This is a genomic window from Neorhizobium galegae (assembly GCF_017877055.1).
In the GTDB taxonomy this organism is placed as follows: Bacteria; Pseudomonadota; Alphaproteobacteria; order Rhizobiales; family Rhizobiaceae; genus Neorhizobium; species Neorhizobium galegae_D.
In genome coordinates, this window is record NZ_JAGIPG010000001.1 from 1,288,441 (window position 1) to 1,307,101 (window position 18,661).

An 18,661-nucleotide genomic window follows, 5' to 3' on the forward strand; every position below is an offset into this window, starting at 1 on the left:
TTTAAGGCAAATCCAAAACCGAAGGAGGAAAGCATGACGACGTCTACCGAACGGGCCGTATTGGCCGGTGGTTGTTTCTGGGGCATGCAGGACCTGATCCGGCGTCTGCCCGGCGTGGTTTCGACCCGCGTTGGCTATAGCGGCGGCGACGTGCCGAACGCGACCTACCGCAATCACGGCACCCATGCCGAGGCGATCGAGATCATTTTCGATCCGGCCAAGACCAGCTATCGCGATATCCTGGAGTTTTTCTTCCAGATCCATGATCCGTCGACGAAGAACCGCCAGGGCAACGATATCGGCATGAGCTATCGCTCGGCTATCTACTACGAGAACGACGAACAGAGACGCGTCGCCGAAGACACGATCGCCGATGTGAATACTTCAGGTCTGTGGCCGGGCAAGGTGGTGACGGAAGTGGAGCCGGTCGGTGATTTCTGGCAGGCCGAACCGGAGCATCAGGACTACCTGGAGCGCTATCCGAATGGCTATACCTGCCATTTCCCGCGTCCGAACTGGAAGCTGCCGAAGCGCGCCAGCGTGGCTGCTGCCGAATAAGTATCTCGATTTCTGAATAGAAGGCGCTGCCATTTCGAAATGACAGCGCCTTTTTTGTTTAGGCCAGCGTGTAGGCGGTCTTCACCACGGTGAAGAATTCAGCGGCATACTTGCCCTGTTCGCGTGGGCCGAAGGACGAGGCCTTGCGGCCGCCGAACGGCACGTGGAAATCGACACCGGCGGTCGGCAGGTTGACCATCACCATGCCGGCCTCGGAGTTGCGCTTGAAATGCGTCGCATGCTTGAGGCTGGTGGTGGCGATGCCGGCGGAGAGGCCGAACGGCGTGTCATTGGCGGTTGCCAGCGCTTCCTCGTAGTTCTTCACCCGGATGACCGATGCGACCGGTCCGAAGATTTCCTCGCGCGAAATGCGCATCTGGTTGGTCGCTTCGGTGAACAGCGTCGGCTGCAGATAGAAGCCGGGCGTGTCACGCTTGACGAGTTCGCCCCCGAAGGCGAGCTTGGCGCCTTCGTTTTTGCCGATCTCGATATAGTCGGTATCCTGCTTCAGCTGCTTGTCGTCGACGACCGGGCCGATATGGCTGCCGGCCTTCATGGCGTTATCGACGTTGAGCGTCTTCAGCTTCTCGGTGAGTGCTGCGACGAACTTGTCGTGGATGCCTTCGGTTACGATCAGGCGGGACGAAGCGGTGCAACGCTGGCCGGTCGAGAAGAAACCGGAATTGGCGGCGGCTTCGACGGCGACGTTGAGGTCCGCGTCGTCGAGGACGACCATCGGGTTCTTGCCGCCCATTTCGAGCTGGAACTTGCGGTTATGCTCGATCGAGGCAAGTGCGACGCGTTTTCCCGTGCCGGTGGAGCCGGTAAACGTGATGCCGGCGAGATCCGGGCTGTCGAGCATGGCCTGGCCGACCACCGAGCCGCGGCCCATGACAAGGTTCAGCACGCCCTTCGGCAGACCGGCGCGATGCAGGATATCGACGATTGCCCAGGCGCATCCCGGCACGAGATCAGCAGGCTTAAAGACGACCGTGTTGCCATAGCAGAGCGCCGGAGCGATCTTCCAGGCCGGGATGGCGATCGGAAAATTCCAGGGCGTGATGATGCCGATGACACCGAGCGGTTCGCGGGTGATCTCGACGCCGATGTTCGGACGGGCGGACGGAACCATTTCGCCGGTCAGGCGCAGCGCTTCGCCGGCGAAGAAATCAAAAATCTGGGCGGCGCGGGTGACTTCGCCGATCGCTTCGGGAAGGATCTTGCCTTCCTCGCGCGCGAGAAGCGCGCCGAGCTCTTCCTTACGGGCGAGGATCTCGTCGGAGGTCTTTCTGAGGATCGCGTGGCGTTCCAGGATGCCGGAGCGCGACCAAGCCGGGAAAGCGGCTTTGGCGGCGGCAATCGCCTGCCTGGCGTCGTCGGCGCCGCCCTGAGCATACATGCCCACGATGTCATTCGTATCGGAGGGATTGATGTTCTTGGAAGCGTCGGAGCCGACCCATTCGCCGGCGATCAGGTTCTGGTAGATGGTCATGGACCTCTCCTTTCATGTGAAAGGTCCCGCCATGGGGGCGGGACCGGCAGATAAAGCTTGTTCAGTCGCTCATCTGAAAACGCTTGGCAGCCAGAGCGACAGGGCAGGGATGTAAGTCACGAGCAGCAATACTGCGATGCTGGCTCCGAAGAAAGGCCAGATCGTACGCATCGCTTCACGTATCGTGATGCCGCCGACTGCGCAACTGACGAAGAGCACGGTTCCGACCGGCGGAGTGTTGAGACCGATGCCGGCATTGAGGATCATGATGACGCCGAAATGGACCGGATCGATGCCGAAGGCCTTGACGACGGGCAGCAGGATCGGCGTCGATATGATGACCATGGGCGCCATGTCCATGAACGTGCCGAGGACCAGCAGGATGACGTTGATCATCAGGAGCACGATGATCGGATTGTCCGAGATCGCTCCGATCGCGGCGATGATCAGCGTCTGGACCTGCAGGAACGCCATCAGCCAGCCGAACGAGGCGGCGGTGCCGATGACCAGCAGTACCATCGCGGTGGTGCGCACGGCACCCATCACGGCCTCGATAAAACCGTCCCAGTTCAGTTCGCGATAAACGAGCATGGCGACGAGGAAGGCGTAGAGAACGGCAATGCAGGAGCTTTCCGTTGCCGTGAACACGCCGGAGCGGACGCCGCCGAAGATGATGGCGATCAGCAGGATGCCCGGCAGCGAGGCCAGCAGGTAATAACCGACACGGGCGAAGCCCGGGAAGGGATCGGCCGGATAACCGCGCTTGACGGCAACCCACCAGGCCGTGACCATCAGCGCGCCGGCGAGCAGCAGCCCGGGAACGATGCCGGCGGTGAAGAGGTCGGCGACGGAGACGTTGCCGCCTGCTGCGATCGAATAGAGGATCATGTTGTGCGAGGGCGGGATCATCAGCGCAATGATGGCGGCGTTGGCCGTCACGTTGACTGCATAGTCCCTGTCATAACCGCGCGCAGCCATCTGCGGGATCATCAAGCCGCCGACGGCCGACGCGTCCGCCACGGCCGAGCCGGAAATGCCGCCGAACAATGTCGAGGCGACGACGTTGACCTGGCCGAGACCGCCGCGCATGTGGCCGACAAGGCCTGCCGCGAAGCGGATCAGCCTCTGAGCAATGCCGCCGCGCACCATCAGGTCGCCGGCGAAGATGAAGAACGGGATCGCCATCATGGCGAAGACGTTCATGCCGGAATTCAGCTGCTGGAAGACGACGATCGGCGGCAGGCCTATGTAGAGGACCGTCGCGAAGGATGCGATGCCGAGGCAGAACGCGATCGGCATGCCGATGAGCATGAGGAATGTGAACGAACCGAAAAGAATGGCATAGGCCATTACGCAGCCTCCTGCACGAGGACGTCGGCAGCAACTTCCTCGCCGATGGCGACGTCGACGAAGCGCTCCAGAGCAAAAAGGGAGATCATGGCGCCGCCGACGATCATCGGGAAGAAGTCGGTGCCGCCCGGCCAGCCGAGAACGGGAATGGTGGCCGACCAGGTCCCCATGGCCAGCAGCGTCGAATAATAGGCCATGCCGATGCCGAAGAACACGATCAGGCCCAGGCTCAGGAGGTCCATGGCCTTCTGGATTGCCGGCGGCATGACGTAGCGAACGATATCGAGTCCGAGATGCACGCTCTCGCGCACGCCGACGGCTGCTCCGAGCATGATAAACCAGGACATCAGATAGAGCGACAGCGGCTCGGACCAGCTCGGCGAGTCGTTCAGGACATAACGCCCGAACACCTGCCAGCCGACGATGAGGGTCATGGCGATCATGCCGATGCCGGAGATATAAAGTGATATGCGGCTAAGCCCGCCCAGATAGGGCTTTATGGCCAGCATGAAGTTTCTCATGATCCTGTCCTCTTCGCGGCAGCAAGGCTGCCGGATATGCAAGAAAAAAACCGGCCCTCTTGGCGAGGGCCGGTCTCCGGTCGGCTTACTTGACGGCCTGGATCTGTTCCAGCAGGGCTTTCTGCTTCGGATCGGTGACGAACTTGTCGTAGACCGGCTTCATGACGGCCGAGAACTCGTCCTTGTTGACCTTGATCACGTTGGCGCCACCGGCACGAACCTTGGCTTCCGAGGTCTTTTCGCGAGCCGTCCAGAGTTCGCGCATCTTGACGACGGAGTCCTTGGCCGCCTGGCGGAAGATCTTCTGGTCTTCCGGGGTCAGCTTGTCCCAGGAGATCTTGGACATGACCAGGATTTCCGGGTTCAGCGAATGTTCGGTCAGCGTGTAGTTCTTGGCGATCTCGTAGTGGCGGGCCGATTCATAGGAAGGCCAGTTGTTTTCCGCGCCGTCGACTACACCGGTTTCGAGCGAGGAATAAACTTCGCCCATCGGCATCGGCGTCGGGTTGGCGCCGAAGGCCTGCATCATGGCGATCCAGAGATCTGACTGCTGGACGCGGATCTTCATGCCCTTCAGGTCGGCAAGCTTGGTGATCGGCTTCTTGGTCGTATAGAAGGAGCGCGCGCCGGAATCGTAGTAGGCAAGGCCGATCAGGCCGTGCGGTTCGAAGGCCTTCAGGATTTCGTCGCCGATCGGGCCGTCGACGACCTTGTGCATGTGCTCGGTCGAGCGGAACAGGAAGGGCAGGCCGAGAACGGTGGTCTGCGGCACGAGGTTGTTGAACGGCGCAGCATTGACGCGGTTCATATCAATGACGCCGAAACGGGTCTGCTCGATCGTGTCTTTTTCACCGCCCAGTACCGAGTTGTTCATCACCTGGATCTTGATGCGGCCATTGGTGCGCTGGGAGACCAGTTCGCCCATGTATTTCACGGCATCGACGGTCGGATAACCGTCCGGATGGATGTCGGCGGAACGCAGGGTAACCTGTGCATTGGCGGCCGTCGCGCCGAGCGCGAGGCCGAAGGCAAGGCCGAGCAGTTTCGTGAGTTTCATGTTGTCCTCCTCTGGGTGAGCGCCGGAGCCTCCACGCCCCGGTCGTTGAATCTATCAGTCTTCCCCGGGCCTCCCTTGCCGTCTATCGGGCGGGCAGGCCGTAAAGTTCTTCGGGGTTTTTCACGAGCGCGAGCTCGCGTGCCGCATCGTCGGGGAACCAGCCGAGCACGGTATCTGTCAGCGCCGCGTCATCCGGATAATCGGCCTGTTCGCGGGCGAGGTTATGCGGCCAGTTGGTGCCCCAGACGATGCGTTCCGGTGCATATTTGGCGATTTCCCGGGCGACCGCGGCGACATCGGCATAGTCCGGGCCGCCAGCCTTCGAGGATTCGTAGACGCCGGCGAACTTGAACCAACATTTGCCGCCGTCAATGAGGCGCTTGACGGCGTCGACCTGCGGGCTGTCGGGCGTGACGCCGGCGAAGAACTTGCCGTGGTGATCGAAGACCCAGCGGGACTTCAGGTTCTTCAGACGCTCTTCGTGGTCGAGAATGTTGCTACCGTCGAACTGGACGGCGACCATCCAGTCGCGGGAGGCAGCCTTGGCGTCGACGGCTTCGAGTTCCGACAGGTTCACCGCGCCGCCCGGCAGGTCCATGATGCGGGCGCCGACATTGCCGGCCGCTGCGAGGCTATCCAGCTCGGCTTCCGACGTGGTGCTGTCGATGACGCAGACGCCGCGGGCGATCGAACCGAATTCCGCAAGGCAGGCGTTGAGATTGGAATTGTCGCGCTGCTGGGCATTGCCCTGGGTGACGATCACCCGATCGATGCCGATCCAGCGCATGAACTCGAGATATTGGGCGGGCGTTGGCAAATCTCCCGCAGGCAAGCCGGGACCGCCGGGGAGCGATGGAAAACCCGGCAGATAAGCATGCATCTGAGTGTCGATCGCGCCCTTTGGCAGTCTGGTCTGGGGGGGCGTGCCGGAAAGGGTGCGAACGAGCATCAGATATCTCCCATGCGGAATTCTTTGAGCGCATCGCGGTTGATTTCGATTCCAAGGCCTGGGCCGTTCGGGATCTGCACCACGCCGCGCTCGTGTTCGATCGGGGTTTTGATCACCGCCTGACGGAACGGATTGTGGGTACGGTCGAATTCGAGGATCGGTTCGATCGGATTGACCCGAACCGGGCTCGGGATCATCGCCGCCATGAACTGCAATGCGGCGGCGATATGGACAGCGGTGCCCCATACATGCGGTACGACGCGGATGCCATGCAGCGAGGCGAGATCGGCGACGCGCTTGGCTTCGGTAAAGCCGCCGACACCGGCAAGGTCGGGCTGGAGGATATCGACGGCACGGGTTTCCACCGGCTCGCGCATGCCCCAGCGGCTGTGCCAGGTCTCGCCGCCGGCAACCGGGATCGGCTGGCGGGCGCGGACTTCGCGATAGGCGGCGAGCTGTTCGGGCACGACGGGTTCCTCGAACCAGTCGATGTTGAGTTCTGCCGCCGCCTGGCCGAACCTGATCGCCTCGATGGCGTCATAACCGTGGTTGGCATCGACCATTAGCCGCATGTCGGGACCGACGGCGTCGCGCACGGCGCGGATGACGCGCAAATCCTCCTCGACGCCGAAGCCGATCTTGATCTTGCTGGCGTGAAAACCTTCACCCCAATAGCGGGCGACATCCGTCGCATTGTCCTCGACGCGATCGACGCCGTCGCGCTTGAAGCTGCCGGTCGCATAGGCCTTGACGCTCTCGCGGAACCGACCGCCGAGCAGGATCGAGACCGGCACGCCGAAATGCTTGCCCTTGATGTCCCAGAGCGCGATGTCGATGCCAGACAGTGCGGTGACGGCAAGGCCGCGCTGGCCCTGGTCGCGCAGGGCGTTATAGAGACGCGCCCAGATCTTTTCGGTTTCGAGCGGGTTTTCGCCGATCAGCCAGTTCGCATAGGTTGCGACCACGGCGGCATTCGGCCGGGCAGGGCCGAGGCATTCGCCCCAGCCGATCGTACCGTCATCGCACTCGATCTCGACGAGCACATGGGCGCGGCGATCGAAGCGCATCGAGGCGCTTTCGAAGGCGACGTCGAGCCTGTGTTCGAGGAGATGGGTGCGAACGGAAACGATCTTCATGGGATCACCGCTTCCAGGGGCCGATGAGCTTCAGGAGCATCTCTTCTTCCTCCGCCGTCAGGTCGTCGAGCGGCGGGCGCACCTTGCCGGCATCGAAGCCTTGCAGGCGCACGCCAGCCTTGATGGCGGCGACGGCATAACCCTTGCGGCGGTTGCGGATCGCCATGAAGGGATAGAAGAAGTCCTTGAGGATCTCCTCGCAGCGGGCGCGGTTGCCGGCGCGCAGCGCCTTGTAGAAATCGACGGCAAGACCCGGCACGAAGTTGAAGACCGCCGAGGAATAGGTGGTGAAGCCGGCGCCGAGATAGGCTTCGGCGAAGAGTTCGGCGGTCGGCATGCCGCCGAGATACATCAGCCGGTCACCCATCGTGGCGGTGATCTGTCGGACAAGCCCGATATCGCCGCTGCCGTCCTTGAACCCGATCAGGTTCGGGCATTCGTCGCAGAGGCGCTTCAGCGTGTCGACGGTCAGAATCGAGTTGTCGCGGTTATAGACCATGACGCCTATTCCAACCGACTGGCAGATGCGCTTCACATGTTGGTAAAGGCCTTCCTGCGGCGCATCGATCAGGTAGTGCGGGAGGAGCAGGATGCCATCGGCGCCGGCCTTTTCGACGGCACGGGCCATCTCGACGCCGACTTGGGTGCCGAAACCGCAGCCGGAGACGATCGCGGTCTTGCCAGCGGCTTCCTTGGCGGCTGAAACAATACCGGGAACTTCATTGGGGGACAGCGAGAAGAATTCGCCCGTGCCGCCGGCGGCAAACAGGACCGGTGCGTCGTAGCCCGACAGCCATTCCACATGGCGGCGATAGCTTTCCGGCTGGAACTGGCCTTCCGTGTCGAAATGGGTGACGGGAAAGGACAGCAGGCCGGCACCAAGTGCGACCTTGATTTCTTCAGGCGTCATCATGCGGATTTCCTCTGTAAGCGTCTCCTCCAGACAGAAATTGTCGTACAGGTTGCGCTGACTTGTGTCAACAAGTCATCTTACAGATTCACGGAGCTCGCGCAGGAGGGTGCGATAACGCAGCTGCGCACCCCGCAGATGCCGGCGCATGGCGTCGCGGGCGCCTTCTTCGTCACCGTCGGAAATCGCCACCACGATGGCGTTGTGCTCCTCGTCGAGCAGCTTGATATAGGTCGCCTGGTCGGCCTCCGAATCGTCCGGGCGCAGGGCTGCGCGCGGAATCAGGCTGCGGCCGATCATCGTCAGGAATTCGCGAAACCGGGGATTGTTGGTCGCCTCGGCGATGGCCAGATGCAGGGCAAAGTCCGCCTCGCTGGTCGGTTTTGCCGCTTCGAGACAGGCCCGGACCGCATAATGACGATCGAGGATGACCTCTTCCTGCGCGGGCGAGCGACGAAGGGCGGCAAGCCCCGCGGCCTCGACTTCCACCGCGGTTCTAAGCTCCAGGAGCTCGATCATCGAGGATACGCGGGCGAGATCGATATTCGAGAGCGACAGCATGACCGGCTGCACGTTACGCGAAGGCTCCAGCACGAAGACGCCGGCGCCTTGACGCGCCTCCACCAGCCGGTCGGCGCGCAGAGATGCGATTGCCTCGCGCACGACGGTGCGGCTGACGCCATGCGCCTCGGTCAGCTGCGCTTCGCTTGGCAGGCGCGAGCCCGGCGGAAACTGTCCTGCCGCAATCGCCTGACGCAGCGTTTCTCCGAGGCGGGAAACAAGCGTCCTCGATCCCCTGCCGGTATCGAGTCTGGTTTCAACGCTCATTTCATTCCTCCCTGCTCGGCGCCGCATCACACTATGGCGCCAACTCGAATGTCAAGCTGAGCCGCTGCGCCACACAGGCCCCGACTTGTTGACCGAGCTTTCTCAACATGTATGATAAGTATCGACGCTTGTCACGAACAAGTTGGCCGACAAACCGGCCGACAAACCGGCCGATGAACTGGCCAATGAACTGGATTGCCGCGGTCGACGGGCCGCTTTCGGAGGATGATTTCTTGAAAAGACTTTTGATCACCGGTGCCGGCGGCGGCCTCGGACGCGCCATGCGCTCGCGACTTGCCGGTTTTGCCGAGACGCTTCGCCTCTCGGACATCGTCGATATCGGCACTCCCGGGCCGAATGAGGAAGTCGTCACCTGCGACCTCGGAGACCCGGATGCGGTCATGAAGCTGGTCGAGGGCTGCGACGGTATCCTGCATCTCGGCGGCATCTCCGTGGAGGACAAGTTCTCGAAAATCCTCAACGCCAACCTGCTCGGCCTCTACAATCTCTACGAAGCGGCGCGCGCCCACGGTCAGCCGCGCATCCTGTTCGCCAGCTCCAACCACGTCGTCGGCTTCTATCGCCAGGACGAGCATATCGACGTCAAGGCTCCGATGAAGCCGGACGGTCTCTACGGGGTGTCGAAATGTTTCGGCGAGGCTCTGGCGCGCATGTATTTCGAAAAATTCGGCCAGGAGACGGCGCTCGTCAGGATCGGCAGCTGCTTCGAAAAACCGATCAACCACCGCATGCTGTCCGGCTGGATGTCCTATGACGATTTCGCGTCCCTGATCGACTGCGTTTTCCGCGCGCCGATGCTCGGCTGCCCAATCATCTGGGGCATTTCCGATAATGATAGCAAGTGGTGGGACAATTCCCACGCCTCCTATCTCGGCTGGAAACCGAAGGACAATGCCGAGCGCTTCCGCGCCGAGCTGGATGCCAAGGGGCGTCCGGAACCGACGTCGCCGGCTGCCATCTATCAGGGCGGCATGTTCACTCAGGACCCGATCTTTTCGGAGGACTGAGCCGGCGATTGCCGGGTTCTTGTTTCCGGCTTTCGAACCCACCACATCAGCTCCTACTAAAACCTTCTCCTCTCTTAGAAGGTGTTTTGTGGAGTTCTTGTCATGGGATTTATCGATATTAATCCTCCCGTCCCCGAGGATAGCGTCCTTCTCGACGCCTATTCGGAGACGGTTGCCGGCGCGGTCGACCGCGTCGGTCCTGCCGTTAGCCGCATCGAGCGGCTCGGCGGCGTTGCCGGCCAAGGGGGCCATGGGTCGGGCTTTGCGATTTCGCCCGATGGCCTGATCATCACCAACCATCATGTCGTTTCCGACGCCAAGACGGTGCGCATCCGCAGCGCCAACGGTGCGGTCGGGCAGGGCGCTGTTCTCGGTCGCGACGCTGACACCGATATCGCGCTGGTGCGTGCTGACATGGACGTTCAGGCCTGGGCACGGCTTGGTGATTCCCAGAAGTTGCGGCGCGGCCATATCGCGATTGCAATCGGCAATCCGCTCGGCTTCGACTGGTCGGTGACCTCAGGCGTCGTGTCCGCGCTCGGCCGCTCGATGCGCTCGTCCACGGGCCGGCTGATCGACGACGTGGTGCAGACCGACGCCGCCCTCAATCCGGGCAATTCCGGCGGACCGCTGGTCTCGGCTTCCGGCGAGGTGGTCGGCGTCAACACCGCGGTCATCCGCGGCGCGCAGGGCATTGCCTTTGCGGTCGCCTCCAACACCGCCAATTTCGTCGTCTCGGAGATCCTGCGTTTCGGGCATGTGCGGCGCGCCTTCATCGGCATCGTCGTCGATACGACCGCGCTGCCGCGCCGTGTGGCGGTGAAGGCCGGGATGACGCAGGAGACGACGGTGCGCATCCGCCGCATCGATGCGGGCAGCCCGGCTGACAAAGCGGGTTTGAAGGAAGGCGATTTCATCCTGGCGATCGACGGCCAGCCGGTCGGCGGCGCCGACGATCTGATCCGTCTCCTGGACGGGACCCGGATCGGCAAGGACACGCCGATCTCCGTCTACGATCTCGACTCACGGATCGTCGATCGCGTGCTCGTTCCCGCCGCCCGGCCGCATAACGGCGCATGACAGCCCGGAGAGGCTGTCAGCCGAGGCGCCCTGCCTTAAGACAGACGGCTTCTCAACCGCTCCATCGCCGGTTCGTCGAAACCGAGATGGACGAGGTAGTCCCGTACGCTGCCGTAGTTCTTGCCGATATGGTCGAGCGCCTGGCGCATGCTGCGCGGTTCCGAAGCGAGCACGATATCGACGAGAGCTGCGGGGGTGCCGCGGCCGAGGGCACGATCCCTGAGCCTCGCGATCAGCGGACCGGAAATCGTCGCTGTCAGGGCGTAATCCTCGATAATGGTCGTCTCATCGACGCCGGCATTGGCGAGCAGCAGCGCCGAAATCACGCCGGTGCGGTCCTTGCCAGCGCTGCAGTGGAAGAGCACGGCGCCTTCGGGCGCGTCGGCGATGGTTTTCAAGACTTCGGCGATGGCCGGCTGGCAGTCGTCGATCGCCTGGCAGTAACGGTCGCCCATGCCGAAGCTCACTGCGGCATTTGCCATCATCTCCACCGGCGCCAGTGCCGAAAACAGCGGCGTGTTATGGTAGCGCACTTCGGCATGGCCCGCGAACGGATTGGCCTCGGCGGCGATCTCGTGGGCGTTGCGCAGGTCGATGACGGTGGTCAGTCCGTTGTCCAGCAAGGTGTCGATATCGGCCTCGCTCAGGCGGTGCAATGCGTCGCCGCGCAGGATCGAGCGCCAGCGGGTCAGGCCGCCGCGGGCAGTCCTGTAACCGCCGAGGTCGCGGACATTGTGGGCGCCTTCCAGCGCGATCAGGCGTTCGTAACTCAGCATCTCAGCGGATTCCGGATTTCATGAAGGATTCGATGACGTGGCGTTGCAGGACCAGGTAGATGATCAGGATCGGCAGGCTGGCGAGTGTGGCAGCGGCCATCAGAGGTCCCCAGAGATTGCCCTCCTGGGTCATGAACATCTGGAGGCCGATCTGGACGACCGAGTTTTCCGGCTTGCGCGAGAGCAGCAGCGGCCAAAAATATTCGTTCCAGGCGGAGATGAAGGCGATGATCGACAGCGAGGCGATCGGTGCGCCCATGTTCGGCACGACGATCTGCCAGAGGATCTTCCAGCTTCTCGTGCCGTCGATGCGCGCCGCTTCGAGGATTTCGGTCGGGAAGGAACGCATCGCGTTGTAGAGCAGCAGAATGGCGAAGGCATGCGCCGCATTCGGCACGATGAGACCGGTCAGCGTATCCAGAAGACCGAGCCGCGAGGCGAGCACGTAGTTGGGGATCATCGTCACCTGGAAGGGCACCAGCCAGGAAAGCGCGATGAGCCCGTGGATGACGCCGGAAAGGCGCATGCGCCAGCGGACCAGCGCATAAGCCGCAAACAGGCCGGTGACCACCTGCAGGAGGGCCGTCGCGGCCGAGACGATCGTGGTGTTGATCAGCATCCCGATCATCGGAATGCGGGTCAGCACGAAGACATAGTTTTCGAGCGAGGGGTTGGACGGCCAGAGCGAGGTGGAGAAGATCTCGTTCTCTGGCCGAAGCGAGGTGACGATCATCCAGTAGATCGGAAAGATCGACAGGAAAGACAGGACGATCATGACAGCATGCACAGCCAACCGGCGGGCATGGCCAGCCTTCGGCCCGGCGGTGGCAAGCGAGGCAAGATCAGGCGAAACGTCAATTGTCATAGACCGCGAACCTTTTCGTGAGCCACATGCAGGCCGCTGCAACCACCGCAAAACCGGCAAAGGCGATCATGCCGGCCGCCGAACTCCAGCCGGCCGACATGGTCTGGAAACCGTATTCCCAGAGCAGGTAGAAGATGTTGGTGGTCGATTTCAGCGGGCCGCCATTGGTGAGCACGTTGATATAGGCGAAGCTCCATTGCGCCCCGAACAGGATGGTCATCATCGACAGAAGCAGGATGGTCGGCGACAGCAGCGGCAGTCTTATATCGCGGATGATGCCCCAGCGGCTGGCGCCGTCGATGCGTGCTGCCTCGATATAGGAGGCGTTGATGCCGGCATTGGCGGCGGAAAACAGCAGGGTGGAAAAGCCGATCAGCTTCCAGCCGGTGATCCAGGTCAGGGTCGCAAGCGCATAGTTCGGGTCGGTCAGAAAACCGATGCGGCCGAGACCGATCGTCTCCAGGCCAAGTGTGATCAGCCCCTGGTCCTCGTTGAGCAGCCAGCGCCAGAGGATGGCGGCGACCACGGGGGCGACGATCATCGGCACGAAGATCAGCGCGCGGTAAATCGTCCGCGCGCGGCCCTCGAGATCCTGGGTCCAGATCGCCACGAAGAGCGGAATGATCACCGACATCGGGAAGAGGCCGAGAATGTAGAAAAGCGTGTTCCAGAGGGCGGCGCGCATTTCGGGCAAGGCGAACAGGCGCTGGTAGTTGGTGAGGCCCACGTAGCGCTGCGGGGAGGTCGGCAGCATGTTCCACTGGTAGAACGAGAGCTGGAAGGCCTCGACCAACGGCACATAGGTCCACATCATGAGGAGACACAGCGCCGGGGCCAGATAGAGCCAGGGCTGCACGGTGAATGGGCCGCGCTGGCGGCCAGCCGCGGGCGCCCGGGCAACGGCGAGCGGTCTTGCGAAATCGGCCTGGATGTCGGTCATGAAATTTCCCCGAAAGGTCCCCGAAGGGACAACGATGCCGGACGGGAAAGCGAGACCCGCCCGGCATCTCCTCGTGATTGGTTACGGCATCAGGTCCTGGCCCTGGTCCTGGGCGGCTTTCAGCGTTGCGACCGGATCGCCCTTGCCGAAGACGGCTTCGCGCACCGAGTCCATCATCATCTTCTCGACCTGGCGGTAGTTCGGGCCGGGGAAGGCGACGTTGGCCGTGAGACGGTTCAGCTGTTCCAGGTTGGCGCGGAACATCGGATTTTCCTTGACCCACGGGCCGAGATAGTTCGGGTCGTCGACGATATCGAGACGCAGCGGCAGGTAGCCGATCTTGCTGGTGATGACCGTATAGGCTTCCTTGCTCGTCAGATACTTGAGGAGTTCGTAAGCCGCACGCTGCTTGACCGGGTCCTTGCTGAAGACGAACAGTGCGCTGCCGGAATTGGTCGGAGCGGTCGGCTTTTCGCCGAAGGACGGCATCGGGGCGATGCGCAGATCGAACTTGCCTTGGGCGGCCTTCTTGTAGGAGCCAAGCACCGCAGTCGTATAGACGAACATCCCGAGATTGCCGGCTGCAAAAGTATCCGAGCCGCTGGCCGGATCGATCCTGGCATGGGCGCCGCTATCGACCATGTCGCGCAGCATCTTGACGGCCTCGGCAGCATTCTTGTCCGCGTAAGTGAGCTTGTTGCCGTCGCGCACCCTGCCGCCGTTCGACATGACGATCGCCTGGTAGACGAAAGTGCCGTCGCTCGGGCCGTAAGCGCCCGGGAAGAAGCCGTTCTTGCCGGTCTTTTCCTTGATCGCCTTGCCGGCGATGTTGACGTCGGCCCAGGTCTTGGGCGGGTTGTTCGCGTCCAGACCTGCCTGCTTGAAGAGGTCGCCGTTGTAATAAAGGACGGGCGTCGAGAAAGTGTAGGCGAGACCATAGGTCTTGCCGTCTACCTTGCCGAGTTCGAGACCTTTGGGGATCATGCCGGCGAGATGGTCCTTCAGTTCAGCCGGTTTCACCATGTCCTCAAGCGCATTGCCGCCGAGGTCGGATGCGATGAAGATCAGGTCGCGGAAGGTCAGCTGGGCGACGTCCGGCTGCTTGCCGGCGACGATATCTGCCTGGACGCGGTTGATGATCTCGTTCGACGGCACGGCGACCGTCTCGACCTTCACGTTCGGGAATTTCTTCTCGAAGCCGGCGATCAGTTCCTTGGTGGCCTCGGAGCCGATGCCGGCGGACGCGAGGTTGTAGTTGTAGAAGCTGATCGTGACCGGCTTGTCGACCGTGGCGGGCATTTCGGCGAAAGCGCCGAAGGGAAACATCGAGGCGGCGGTGAGCGTCGCCAGAAGCTTGAGCGTGTTTCTGCGCAGCATTTTGCGTGTCTCCGGGTGAGGGTTATTCAGCGGCGACGGGCATTGCCCGGGCCATCAGAAGTTCGAGCGGATAGGTGTTGAGCTCGGCGCGATCGGACGGCAGCGGCACGAAGGCCATGGTGAGGCCGGACGGACGGATGGTGCCGATGCCGAAGGAGGCGCCGCGCACCATGCGCAGGATGTCGGTGCGCAGGATGTCGGTGGCGGCGTGCTGGCCGGTGCCGACGACGACCGGGATGCCGTGCCAAACCGAGACGCGGTCGTGATGGATATGGCCGCTCAGGATGCCGATGATGTTGCGGCCCTTCAGCAGTTCGCGAAAACGTTCCGACTGCGGGAAATGGATCGTCCGCCAGTGGGTGGCATCGGCTTCCTCGCCGAGTGCCGGCGGGTGGTGGACGACGATCAGCTTCGGCAGGTCGGGATGGCTGTCGAGCGTCGAGGCGAGCCAGTCGAACTGTTCCGGATCGATCGTGCCGCCGATCAGGCCGGGCGTCGTCGAGTCGATGGTGATGATGTGGATGCCGTCGATGATCGTGTCGTGGTCGTAGGGCGCATCCGGATCATGCGCCTCGATGCCCATGCCCTCGTAGAAGCCGGGGCGGGTGTCGTGATTGCCGAGCGCGTAGATGACAGGAACATCGATCCTGGCGTCGATGATCTCCTTCAGCCGGCGAAAACTTTCCGCATCGCCGCGATTGGTGAGGTCGCCGCTGGCGACGACGAATTGCGGCCTCGGCGTCACGGTCGCGACGAGATCGAGGACCTGATGCAGCGTCTCGGTCGTGTCGCTGTGCAGATGGCTGTCGTCGGCGGTGCCGATGTGCAGGTCGGTCAGATGGATGAATGTGGTTTCGCGTCGCACCGGATGCCTCCATGGATGACGGTTTCGTCGGGAGGACCGTTAGAAGGGGTTTGTTTCGGGGTAGTGACGGATTTCGAATGCCGTTCGAAACCGGTTCAGCGGCGGAACATCGGCGCGATCACCTCGACCATGCGGGCGATGACGATGTCCGGATCGTCGAGGTCGATGCTGTAATTGGTCAGCACTTCCGTACGTGACCGCGAGCGGGTGACCTGCGAGCGGATGCCGAGCGCACAATTGAGCCGCCAGCCGATATCGACGTCGTCGAGCCAGGGCGCTATCCGCTTCAAATGCGGGACAAAAGCCCGATGATGTTGGACATTATCGATGATGCGGCGGTAATGCGGCGCGCGCTCCCGGTGGGTCTTTGCCATCGAGGTGAAATGCGACAGGACCGGATAGCTGGAGGTCGGATCGAGGCTCCAGCGGATCGACGGACCAACCAGGGCTGCGATGACTTCGTCGAGATCCGGTGGTTCGGGCGCCCGGCGATCGACAGCTTTGCGCAGCAGGCTGAGCCGTTCGGCATTGAGGCGCCGGTAGACCCGCTCCGCAACCGCTGCGACCAGTTCTTCCTGAGAGCCGAAATGGTAGCTGATGGCCGACGGCGTCGCATGCGCTTCGATGGCGATCCGCCGGGCGGTCAAATCCTCCAGAGCCTCGGCTTCGCAAAGCAGATGCTCGCAGGCATCCATGAGCCTCATGGCTGTGAGATTGGTGCGGCCGTGCATGAACTCACCCTCGATGAGGACAGCCTAGACCGCTTCTGTGTAGGGTGGATGACAAAGCGGGAAAATGCCTAGGCCACATCGGCGCGGGCCGTTTCCTTGTCGAGCGGGCGGGCGAAAGGTGCCGGCCAGGCATCCCTGTCATCATCGCCATCCTCGCCATCGCGAAACTCGTCCATACGGTGCTTGATGGCCAGCGCATAGATCGTATCGAGGATGTTCCGGTCACGCAGGTGAGGATCGGTGAGGCCGAGGAGCGCGGCCCGGACGATCTTCCTGCTTGATGTTTTCGGGCAGCGTTTGTTGACGAATTTGAACAAGGCGTCGTCCGTGAGGCCATCCATCGCGCCGTCGACCAACGCCTCGTAAACCCTGCGCTTTTCTCCCATTGAGTTCCCCACGCCAAATCAGAATGCTTTGTCACATAACTGTCATCATCCATTTTGAGGGAAATATGGCAAGAGCCTGGAACCAAAGTTGTGATGGACAGCGTTCACTGACACGCTTGAGGAATTGAAACGGCGCTGCGGCATCTCTAGTTTCGCGGCAACGGGTTGGGAGGAAAAGAGTGAAGATAGGTGCAGAAATTCTCGGGGCGGGGCTCCTCTTTGGGATGGTGCCGCTGGAGGCGTCGGCGCAGAGCCAGTGGCAGCCGGTCGAGCAGATCCAGACCTATTCTATCACGGGTGATTCCGGGGTCGATCTCTACGCTTCCATCGGCGAGCGCGGCCCGAAGATAGGCAAGGAGGTCCGCGCCATTGCCCATACCAATTTCAAGCTGACCTGGACGCGCGATTATCGGCCGCAGCCCGACGGTGCCTGCACGCTGGTTTCGGCGCGGCCGAAGCTGATCATCACCTATACGCTTCCCAAGCCGGCCTCAGCGCTTTCCCCCGAGCTCAAGAGGAAATGGGATGCCTTCTTTACCGGCGTCCATAAGCACGAACTGGTCCACGGCGTCATCATCACCGATATGGTGAAGGAGATCGAGCGGGTGAGCGTGGGGCTCAGCGTTGCCGACGATCCGAAATGCGTAAAGATCAGGACCGAACTGACCGCCAAACTCGGCGAGATTTCGAAGGCCCAGCAAAAACGCAGCAGCGACTACGACCGGATGGAGATGGGCGAGGGTGGCAATGTCCACCAGCTCATCCTGCAGCTGGTGAACGGCCCCGGTAGATAGGCCGCCGCACAGATTGATTCATCAGTTGGCTGGAAGCTTTTGCTTTTCCTGATGAATTCCACGGCTGCACTATCTCTTGCGCATCACGTTGACGACGAGCACGCCGACGATCGCCATGACACCGCCGATTGCGCCGATCAGGGTCGGCACTTCGCCGAGCCAGAGGAAGCCGATCAGGGTGGCGGTCGGAGGAACGCCGTAGAGGAAATTGGCGGCCCGAGCGGCAGACAGCCGCTTCAGCGCGATCGCCCAGGTGACGTACCCGATCGTGGTCGGGAAGAGCACCAGGTAGGCGAGGCCCCAGTTCACCTCGGCCGGGGCGGCGGCGACCGCCTGCAGGGCGGACGGTACGGCCGGCAGCAGCGGAATGGAGCCGATCAGCATCAGCCAGGCCGTGACGGCCAATGCAGGCATGCGGCCGAGGATCGGCTTCTGCAGTACGCTTGCGGTCGCCGAGCAGAGAGCGGCACCGAGGATGAGGATCGCGTTGGGGTCGAGATCGAAGCCGTCTTCCCCCGAGGCTGCGATCAGCGCTACGCCGGCAAAGGAGATTGCCGTTCCGAGCCACCCCCAGCGGCCGAAGCGTTCGCCGAGCGCGAAGGTGGCGATAAGGGCGGTGAAGACGGGCATGCTGTTGATGATGAAGCTCGCCGGGCCGGCCGCGACGGTTCGCTCGCCCATGTTGAGGAGAACGGCATAGGCCGCGATGAAGAGCACGGCCGCGACGACGAGGCGAAGGACATCGCCCCTGGCCGGAAGGGCTGGCCGGACAGCGGCCAGATAGACGACCGCGATCAAGGCGGCCGGAACATAGCGTGCCGTGGCAAGCTCGATCGGCGTCAGCGGCCCGAGCGCGATGCGGATCACGGCGAAGGACGAGGCCCAGAAAACGATGGTCACCAGGATCGCCAGGAAGGCGATCACATCAAATCCCTGTCTCTCGTCTGTTGCAGTACTCATGGCGACCGTGCTCATCTCTTTCTCCCTCGACGCGTGGAAGCCAGGATTTAGCCCCACG

The 18,661-nt window shown here is 62.3% G+C and carries 20 protein-coding genes; 4 read left to right on the forward strand and 16 right to left on the reverse strand.

Annotation, left to right across the window (positions count from 1 at the left end):
• Nucleotides 1-33 precede the first annotated feature (33 nt).
• The gene (gene msrA / locus J2857_RS06025) at nucleotides 34-558 is read left to right on the forward strand and encodes a peptide-methionine (S)-S-oxide reductase MsrA (protein ID WP_210009077.1); all 525 of its coding nucleotides are present in this window, start codon (nucleotides 34-36) and stop codon (nucleotides 556-558) included.
• Nucleotides 559-616: 58 nt separating this feature from the next.
• Here msrA and J2857_RS06030 read toward each other — a convergent pair whose 3' ends face one another.
• From J2857_RS06030 to J2857_RS06065, 8 genes are all read right to left on the reverse strand, one after another.
• Entirely contained in the window at nucleotides 617-2,050 is a 1,434-nt protein-coding gene (locus tag J2857_RS06030) for an aldehyde dehydrogenase family protein (protein WP_210009078.1), read from the reverse strand.
• 69 nt (nucleotides 2,051-2,119) lie between these two features.
• Entirely contained in the window at nucleotides 2,120-3,400 is a 1,281-nt protein-coding gene (locus J2857_RS06035; protein WP_210009079.1) for a TRAP transporter large permease, read from the reverse strand.
• A complete protein-coding gene (locus tag J2857_RS06040; protein ID WP_037083455.1) occupies nucleotides 3,400-3,921 on the reverse strand; it encodes a TRAP transporter small permease in 522 nt (173 codons plus the stop codon). The genes J2857_RS06035 and J2857_RS06040 overlap by 1 nt, the downstream gene beginning before the upstream one ends.
• Nucleotides 3,922-4,006: 85 nt before the next feature.
• Nucleotides 4,007-4,978 (reverse strand): TRAP transporter substrate-binding protein, encoded by a 972-nt coding sequence (locus J2857_RS06045; RefSeq protein WP_210009080.1) that lies wholly within the window; start codon nucleotides 4,976-4,978, stop codon nucleotides 4,007-4,009.
• A gap of 82 nt (nucleotides 4,979-5,060) precedes the next feature.
• Nucleotides 5,061-5,927: an amidohydrolase family protein gene (locus J2857_RS06050; protein ID WP_210009081.1), complete on the reverse strand. Its 867-nt coding sequence runs from the start codon at nucleotides 5,925-5,927 to the stop codon at nucleotides 5,061-5,063.
• Nucleotides 5,927-7,063, reverse strand: a complete 1,137-nt coding sequence (locus tag J2857_RS06055; RefSeq protein WP_210009082.1) for a mandelate racemase/muconate lactonizing enzyme family protein — start codon at nucleotides 7,061-7,063, stop codon at nucleotides 5,927-5,929. Before J2857_RS06055 ends, J2857_RS06050 begins: the two co-directional genes overlap by 1 nt.
• Nucleotides 7,064-7,067: 4 nt before the next feature.
• Complete coding sequence (gene kdgD, locus J2857_RS06060; protein WP_210010055.1) at nucleotides 7,068-7,973, reverse strand: 5-dehydro-4-deoxyglucarate dehydratase; 906 nt, start codon at nucleotides 7,971-7,973, stop codon at nucleotides 7,068-7,070.
• A 75-nt stretch (nucleotides 7,974-8,048) separates the two neighbouring features.
• Nucleotides 8,049-8,801: a FadR/GntR family transcriptional regulator gene (locus tag J2857_RS06065; protein WP_210009083.1), complete on the reverse strand. Its 753-nt coding sequence runs from the start codon at nucleotides 8,799-8,801 to the stop codon at nucleotides 8,049-8,051.
• 233 nt (nucleotides 8,802-9,034) lie between these two features.
• Here J2857_RS06065 and J2857_RS06070 point away from each other — a divergent pair, with 233 nt between their 5' ends.
• Nucleotides 9,035-9,829, forward strand: a complete 795-nt coding sequence (locus J2857_RS06070; RefSeq protein ID WP_210009084.1) for an NAD-dependent epimerase/dehydratase family protein — start codon at nucleotides 9,035-9,037, stop codon at nucleotides 9,827-9,829.
• 102 nt (nucleotides 9,830-9,931) lie between these two features.
• Complete coding sequence (locus tag J2857_RS06075; protein ID WP_210009085.1) at nucleotides 9,932-10,909, forward strand: S1C family serine protease; 978 nt, start codon at nucleotides 9,932-9,934, stop codon at nucleotides 10,907-10,909.
• Nucleotides 10,910-10,944: 35 nt separating this feature from the next.
• Here J2857_RS06075 and J2857_RS06080 read toward each other — a convergent pair whose 3' ends face one another.
• The 7 genes from J2857_RS06080 to J2857_RS06110 form a co-directional block, all read right to left on the reverse strand.
• Complete coding sequence (locus J2857_RS06080) at nucleotides 10,945-11,685, reverse strand: tyrosine-protein phosphatase (protein ID WP_210009086.1); 741 nt, start codon at nucleotides 11,683-11,685, stop codon at nucleotides 10,945-10,947.
• Between the two features lies 1 nt (nucleotide 11,686).
• A complete protein-coding gene (locus J2857_RS06085; RefSeq protein ID WP_210009087.1) occupies nucleotides 11,687-12,550 on the reverse strand; it encodes a carbohydrate ABC transporter permease in 864 nt (287 codons plus the stop codon).
• A complete protein-coding gene (locus J2857_RS06090; protein WP_210009088.1) occupies nucleotides 12,540-13,490 on the reverse strand; it encodes a carbohydrate ABC transporter permease in 951 nt (316 codons plus the stop codon). Before J2857_RS06090 ends, J2857_RS06085 begins: the two co-directional genes overlap by 11 nt.
• A gap of 81 nt (nucleotides 13,491-13,571) precedes the next feature.
• Nucleotides 13,572-14,867 (reverse strand): ABC transporter substrate-binding protein, encoded by a 1,296-nt coding sequence (locus tag J2857_RS06095; RefSeq protein WP_210009089.1) that lies wholly within the window; start codon nucleotides 14,865-14,867, stop codon nucleotides 13,572-13,574.
• Between the two features lie 22 nt (nucleotides 14,868-14,889).
• On the reverse strand, nucleotides 14,890-15,732 hold the full coding sequence (locus J2857_RS06100; protein ID WP_210009090.1) for a metallophosphoesterase family protein: 843 nt from the start codon (nucleotides 15,730-15,732) through the stop codon (nucleotides 14,890-14,892).
• Between the two features lie 95 nt (nucleotides 15,733-15,827).
• Entirely contained in the window at nucleotides 15,828-16,463 is a 636-nt protein-coding gene (locus J2857_RS06105; protein ID WP_210009091.1) for a TetR family transcriptional regulator, read from the reverse strand.
• Between the two features lie 68 nt (nucleotides 16,464-16,531).
• Complete coding sequence (locus tag J2857_RS06110; protein WP_210009092.1) at nucleotides 16,532-16,849, reverse strand: hypothetical protein; 318 nt, start codon at nucleotides 16,847-16,849, stop codon at nucleotides 16,532-16,534.
• 224 nt (nucleotides 16,850-17,073) lie between these two features.
• Here J2857_RS06110 and J2857_RS06115 point away from each other — a divergent pair, with 224 nt between their 5' ends.
• Nucleotides 17,074-17,643 carry a DUF922 domain-containing Zn-dependent protease gene (locus J2857_RS06115; RefSeq protein ID WP_210010056.1) on the forward strand — a complete coding sequence of 190 codons (570 nt, stop codon included), beginning with the start codon at nucleotides 17,074-17,076 and terminating at the stop codon, nucleotides 17,641-17,643.
• Between the two features lie 69 nt (nucleotides 17,644-17,712).
• Here J2857_RS06115 and J2857_RS06120 read toward each other — a convergent pair whose 3' ends face one another.
• Nucleotides 17,713-18,618 (reverse strand): DMT family transporter, encoded by a 906-nt coding sequence (locus tag J2857_RS06120; protein WP_210009093.1) that lies wholly within the window; start codon nucleotides 18,616-18,618, stop codon nucleotides 17,713-17,715.
• Nucleotides 18,619-18,661: the final 43 nt, after the last annotated feature.

Excerpts from the sequence above, each read along its gene's own strand:
- msrA (WP_210009077.1), top strand. The coding sequence starts at position 34 with ATGACGACGTCTACCGAACGGGCCGTATTGGCCGGTGGTTGTTTCTGG.
- J2857_RS06030 (WP_210009078.1), bottom strand. The coding sequence starts at position 2,050 with ATGACCATCTACCAGAACCTGATCGCCGGCGAATGGGTCGGCTCCGAC.
- J2857_RS06035 (WP_210009079.1), bottom strand. The coding sequence starts at position 3,400 with ATGGCCTATGCCATTCTTTTCGGTTCGTTCACATTCCTCATGCTCATC.
- J2857_RS06040 (WP_037083455.1), bottom strand. The coding sequence starts at position 3,921 with ATGAGAAACTTCATGCTGGCCATAAAGCCCTATCTGGGCGGGCTTAGC.
- J2857_RS06045 (WP_210009080.1), bottom strand. The coding sequence starts at position 4,978 with ATGAAACTCACGAAACTGCTCGGCCTTGCCTTCGGCCTCGCGCTCGGC.
- J2857_RS06050 (WP_210009081.1), bottom strand. The coding sequence starts at position 5,927 with ATGCTCGTTCGCACCCTTTCCGGCACGCCCCCCCAGACCAGACTGCCA.
- J2857_RS06055 (WP_210009082.1), bottom strand. The coding sequence starts at position 7,063 with ATGAAGATCGTTTCCGTTCGCACCCATCTCCTCGAACACAGGCTCGAC.
- kdgD (WP_210010055.1), bottom strand. The coding sequence starts at position 7,973 with ATGACGCCTGAAGAAATCAAGGTCGCACTTGGTGCCGGCCTGCTGTCC.
- J2857_RS06065 (WP_210009083.1), bottom strand. The coding sequence starts at position 8,801 with ATGAGCGTTGAAACCAGACTCGATACCGGCAGGGGATCGAGGACGCTT.
- J2857_RS06075 (WP_210009085.1), top strand. The coding sequence starts at position 9,932 with ATGGGATTTATCGATATTAATCCTCCCGTCCCCGAGGATAGCGTCCTT.
- J2857_RS06080 (WP_210009086.1), bottom strand. The coding sequence starts at position 11,685 with ATGCTGAGTTACGAACGCCTGATCGCGCTGGAAGGCGCCCACAATGTC.
- J2857_RS06085 (WP_210009087.1), bottom strand. The coding sequence starts at position 12,550 with ATGACAATTGACGTTTCGCCTGATCTTGCCTCGCTTGCCACCGCCGGG.
- J2857_RS06090 (WP_210009088.1), bottom strand. The coding sequence starts at position 13,490 with ATGACCGACATCCAGGCCGATTTCGCAAGACCGCTCGCCGTTGCCCGG.
- J2857_RS06095 (WP_210009089.1), bottom strand. The coding sequence starts at position 14,867 with ATGCTGCGCAGAAACACGCTCAAGCTTCTGGCGACGCTCACCGCCGCC.
- J2857_RS06105 (WP_210009091.1), bottom strand. The coding sequence starts at position 16,463 with ATGCACGGCCGCACCAATCTCACAGCCATGAGGCTCATGGATGCCTGC.
- J2857_RS06110 (WP_210009092.1), bottom strand. The coding sequence starts at position 16,849 with ATGGGAGAAAAGCGCAGGGTTTACGAGGCGTTGGTCGACGGCGCGATG.
- J2857_RS06115 (WP_210010056.1), top strand. The coding sequence starts at position 17,074 with ATGGTGCCGCTGGAGGCGTCGGCGCAGAGCCAGTGGCAGCCGGTCGAG.
- J2857_RS06120 (WP_210009093.1), bottom strand. The coding sequence starts at position 18,618 with ATGAGCACGGTCGCCATGAGTACTGCAACAGACGAGAGACAGGGATTT.